This is a genomic window from Aeromonas sp. 600948 (assembly GCF_049174875.1).
Lineage (GTDB): Bacteria > Pseudomonadota > Gammaproteobacteria > Enterobacterales > Aeromonadaceae > Aeromonas > Aeromonas veronii_A.
On record NZ_JAAKTY010000041.1, the window covers coordinates 1 to 4231 of the forward strand.

Consider the following 4231-nt stretch of genomic DNA (forward strand, 5'->3'; position numbering starts at 1 on the left):
TTAGAATACCGGCCTGTCACGCCGGGGGTCGCGGGTTCGAGTCCCGTCCGCTCCGCCACTAATTTGAAGGCCTTCCCGATTGGGAAGGCCTTTTTGCTATGGGCGGTTTTACCCACTGACTCCGATGGTTGCACACCAGAATGAACGTCAAAGCCCAGTCTCACGACCGGGCTTTGGTGTTTTTAGCGTGTTAAACAGCCAGTGTTAGCATTTATCTGAAGGAAGAGAACTAAAACCCTGTTATCTCCTCCATTTTCTATCTATATCAAGCTCTTATCTGATGGATTACTGGCCATTTTAACTGGTTTACTTTTGGCCAAACTCTGTTCATGGCGCGCGATTAGGGTTGTATCTCGTTTATAACTCGGTAGAGTAAGGGCATCTTGAGTTTGCCTGTCCCGCGCTGAGTGTGTCGGGCTCCAGGTGTAACTTGGCCAGTTTTTATCAACCTTAAGTCAGTGGTATCGATATGGAACAAGTAAATAAGTCCACCTTCAGCGATGTACTGGAATATGTGCGTATGTCCCGTCGCCAGAACAAACTCAAGCGTGAAATTGCGGATAACGAGAAGAAGATCCGTGACAACCAGAAGCGCGTGCTGCTGCTCGACAACCTGAGCGACTATATCAAGCCGGGCATGAGCATTGATGATGTGCAGGCGATCATCGCCAACATGCGTGCCGACTATGAAGAGCGCGTGGATGACCACATCATCAAGAACGCCGAGCTCTCCAAAGAGCGTAAAGAGCTGAGCACCAAGCTGAAGGGCATGAGCTCTCACAAATAAGCGTTGCGCTTTCGCTTAAGAAACACCGGCCACTGGCCGGTGTTTTGTTATCAGCTCGGATCTCTGCCACTCCTGCAACAATCGGCTCCCCTTTTTAGAATTGCCCTGTTACCATCACTACAAAGCGGTCAATAGTTTCAAGCCATTGACTTGAAAAGACTAAGCTTGAGTGAAACACAATAAATTGCGCAACCATGGTGGGGCTGATATGGGCGCATCAGAACAGACGGATTTGACACAAGTGGCATCTCAAGATTCATCTGTCCAGACCTCGGACGGGAACCCAAAGCGCAAGCGTCGTCCCTGGTGGCGTTGGCTGTTCTGTTTTCTCTTTTTATTGTGCTTGGGGGCGGTGATCGCTCTGGTTGGCTATGAGATGAAAACCTCGAAGCTGCAATCTCAGGAGATCTCCCGCTATGCCGCCAAGCTCACCTATCAGGTCGAGCCAGGCCAGAGCAAGCAGATCGCTTTCCCTGAGGATGGCCCGTTCGACAAGCGGCTCGGCTATGTGCAACTGCCGATGATGCAGGAGCGTTTGCTTCAGCGGGGCTATGAAGTCAGCAAGCAGGTGCATTTCTCCGACGCGCTCTATGACTACGCCAGTCGTGGCTTCTTCGTGCCCTATACCGAGAAGGTGCAGGCTGGCCTGACGTTGCACGATTGCCGCGCAGAACCTTTCTATCAATTCAAGTATCCGACCCATCACTATCCGGATTTTGACTCCATTCCGCCTCTTGTCATCCAGTCGCTGCTGTTTATCGAGAACCGCGACTTGCTGAGCAACGAAGAGCCGTTGGCCAACCCGGCGGTCGACTGGCCCCGTTTTGCCAAGGCCGCGCTCTCTCAAGTGGGCAAGGCGCTCGATATGCAGGATCAATCTGCCGGTGGCAGTACCCTGGCGACCCAGGTGGAGAAGTATCGCCACTCGCCGGATGGCCTGACCCTGTCGCCGACCGAGAAGATCCGTCAGATGGCCTCTGCCAGCGTGCGGGCTTATCGTCTCGGGCCGGACACCCTCGAAGCGCGCAAACTGGTCGCCTGGGCCTACCTCAACTCGGTACCGCTCTCGGCTGCGCCGGGATATGGTGAAGTGCATGGTCTGGGAGATGGTCTCTGGGTCTGGTTTGGTGCCAATGTTGATGACGTGAACCGTCTGCTGGACCCCGCCCGCAACCAGAACACACCGCTGGCCGAACAGGGGCTTGCCCTGCGTCAGGTCGTCTCGCTGATGATTGCGCACCGCCGTCCCTCTTACTATCTGGCTCAAGGGCGAGAGGCATTGGCTACCCTGACCGACAGCTACCTGCGCCTGTTTGTGCAGGAGGGAATGATCACGCCACCTCTGATGGAGGCGGCGCTCAAGGCCAAGATTACGTTTCGTGACTTCCTGCAGTCCCCGGCTATCACCCGGGTGAACAACAACAAGGGGTTGCAGGTTGCCCGTACTCGCCTGAGCCGTCAGCTCGGAGTACAGCTCTATGACCTCGACCGGATGGATCTGACCGCCGATACCAGCCTCAACATGCCGTTGCAGAACGAAATCTCCCGTTATCTGCAACAGCTGGCCGACCCGACGTTTGCCGCTCAGGTAGGGCTGTTTGGTGAGCGCCTGCTCTCGCCGGAGAAGACCGGCGATGTGCGCTACAGCTTCACCCTGTTCGAGAAGTCGCCGGAAGGGTTCAAGGTGCGGGTGCAGACCGACAACACCGATCAGCCGTTCGATATCAACGAAGGTTCAAAGCTGGAGTTGGGCTCAACCGCCAAGTTGCGGGTGCTGACCACCTATCTGGAGATCGTGGCCGAGCTGCACGACAACTATGCCGGGATGCCGGTCGAGAATCTGCGCAAGCTGGCTGCCGTCTCTCAGGACAACCTCAGCCGTTGGGCCATCTCCTATCTGATGACGGCTCAGGACAAGAGCCTGCCTGTGATGCTGGAAGCGGCGCTGGATCGCAAATACTCCGCCAGCCCCAACGAAGGGTTCTTTACCGGTGGCGGCATGCACACCTTCAACAACTTCCGCCGCGAGGATAACAATCGTATTCCGACGTTGCGTGACTCTTTGCGTGAGTCGATTAACTTGCCCTTTGTGCGGCTGATGCGCGATATCGTGCGCTACAGCCTCTACAAGGAGGGCAACCGTGCCCAGTTGCTGAAGGATGACAAGGATCCCCGTCGTCAGGAGTATCTGGCCAAATTTGCTGACAAAGAGGGCCAGACCTATCTGCTGCGCTTCTGGCGCAAATATCGCGGCAAGACTCCCGAGGAGCAGCTCGATACCTTCCTTGACGGTCTCAAGCCGAGTGCGGTACGTCTGGCGGCGGTTCACCGCTACCTGATGCCGGAAGCCAGCGAAGCCGCATTTGCTGCCTTCCTGGCGGAGCGGTTGCCGCGGGAGAAGTTGAGCGCCAAGCGGGTCAATCAGCTCTATGTGAGCTATGGCCCGGGCAAGTATTCACTGCCGGATCAGGGCTACATCGCCCGGGTTCACCCGCTGGAGCTGTGGTTGCTGGCCTATCTCAAGGAGTTCGACAAGGCGACCTTTGCCGACGCGGTGGCGGCCAGTCGTGACGAGCGACAAGAGGTCTACAGCTGGCTGTTCAAGACCCGTCATCGCAGTGCCCGTGACAGCCGGATCCGCACCATGCTGGAGGTTGAAGCCTTCCTCGATATCCATCAGCGCTGGGCCAAGCTCGGTTACCCGTTCGACCATCTGGTGCCTTCGCTGGCGACCGCGTTGGGTAGCTCCGGCGATCGCCCGGCTGCACTGGCCGAGCTGATGGGGATTATCCAGAATGGCGGTGTCCGCTCGCCAACCCTGCGTATCGAGCACCTCTCGTTCGCCAAGGGGACGCCCTTCGAGACCGAGTTTGAGCCGCAGCACACCGAGGGTACCCGGGTGATGCCGGCAGAGGTGGCGGCCGCCCTGCGCAGTGCGCTTTCCAAGGTGGTTGAAGGGGGCACGGCAAGACGTATCGCCGGTGCCTTTACCCTGCCGGATGGCACTGTGCTGCAGATGGGGGGCAAGACCGGGACCGGGGATAACCGGATTGAAACCGTGGGTCGTTATGGCAACGTGACCAGCTCGCTGGCGCGCAACCGCACCGCGACCTTCGTTTTCTATCTGGGTGAGGATCACTTCGGTACCCTGACCGCCTATGTACCGGGTAGCCAGTCTGACAAGTTCCGCTTCACCTCGGCGCTGCCGGTGCAGGTGCTCAAGGGGATGGCTCCCCTGCTGACGCCTTACCTGCAACCGGGCTCCCATACCCAGTGTCTGGCGAACCAGTGATGTGAGCGAATTACCGCTCATCACGCAGATAACTGACCAGAAAAAACGGGGAGGCTGACAGCCTCCCCGTTTTTATTTGGCTCTGTCCCAATTACGTGTTGAAAGGCTAATCTTGAAGTAGGCCATCACCTTGAGGTCTACCATCATGGATA

The 4231-nt window shown here is 57.1% G+C and carries 2 protein-coding genes; both read left to right on the forward strand.

What is annotated here, in order from left to right; all coding sequences use genetic code 11:
• The first annotated feature begins 469 nt into the window (after positions 1-469).
• Positions 470-787 carry a PTS system regulator TmaR gene (gene tmaR, locus G5182_RS20040; protein ID WP_005336024.1) on the forward strand — a complete coding sequence of 106 codons (318 nt, stop codon included), beginning with the start codon at positions 470-472 and terminating at the stop codon, positions 785-787.
• Between the two features lie 208 nt (positions 788-995).
• Entirely contained in the window at positions 996-4079 is a 3084-nt protein-coding gene (locus tag G5182_RS20045; protein ID WP_227341864.1) for a transglycosylase domain-containing protein, read from the forward strand.
• The last annotated feature ends 152 nt before the right edge of the window (positions 4080-4231 follow it).

Bases quoted from the DNA above. Each gene is read 5' to 3' on its own strand.
- G5182_RS20045 (WP_227341864.1), top strand. From the start codon at position 996: ATGGGCGCATCAGAACAGACGGATTTGACACAAGTGGCATCTCAAGAT.
- tmaR (WP_005336024.1), top strand. From the start codon at position 470: ATGGAACAAGTAAATAAGTCCACCTTCAGCGATGTACTGGAATATGTG.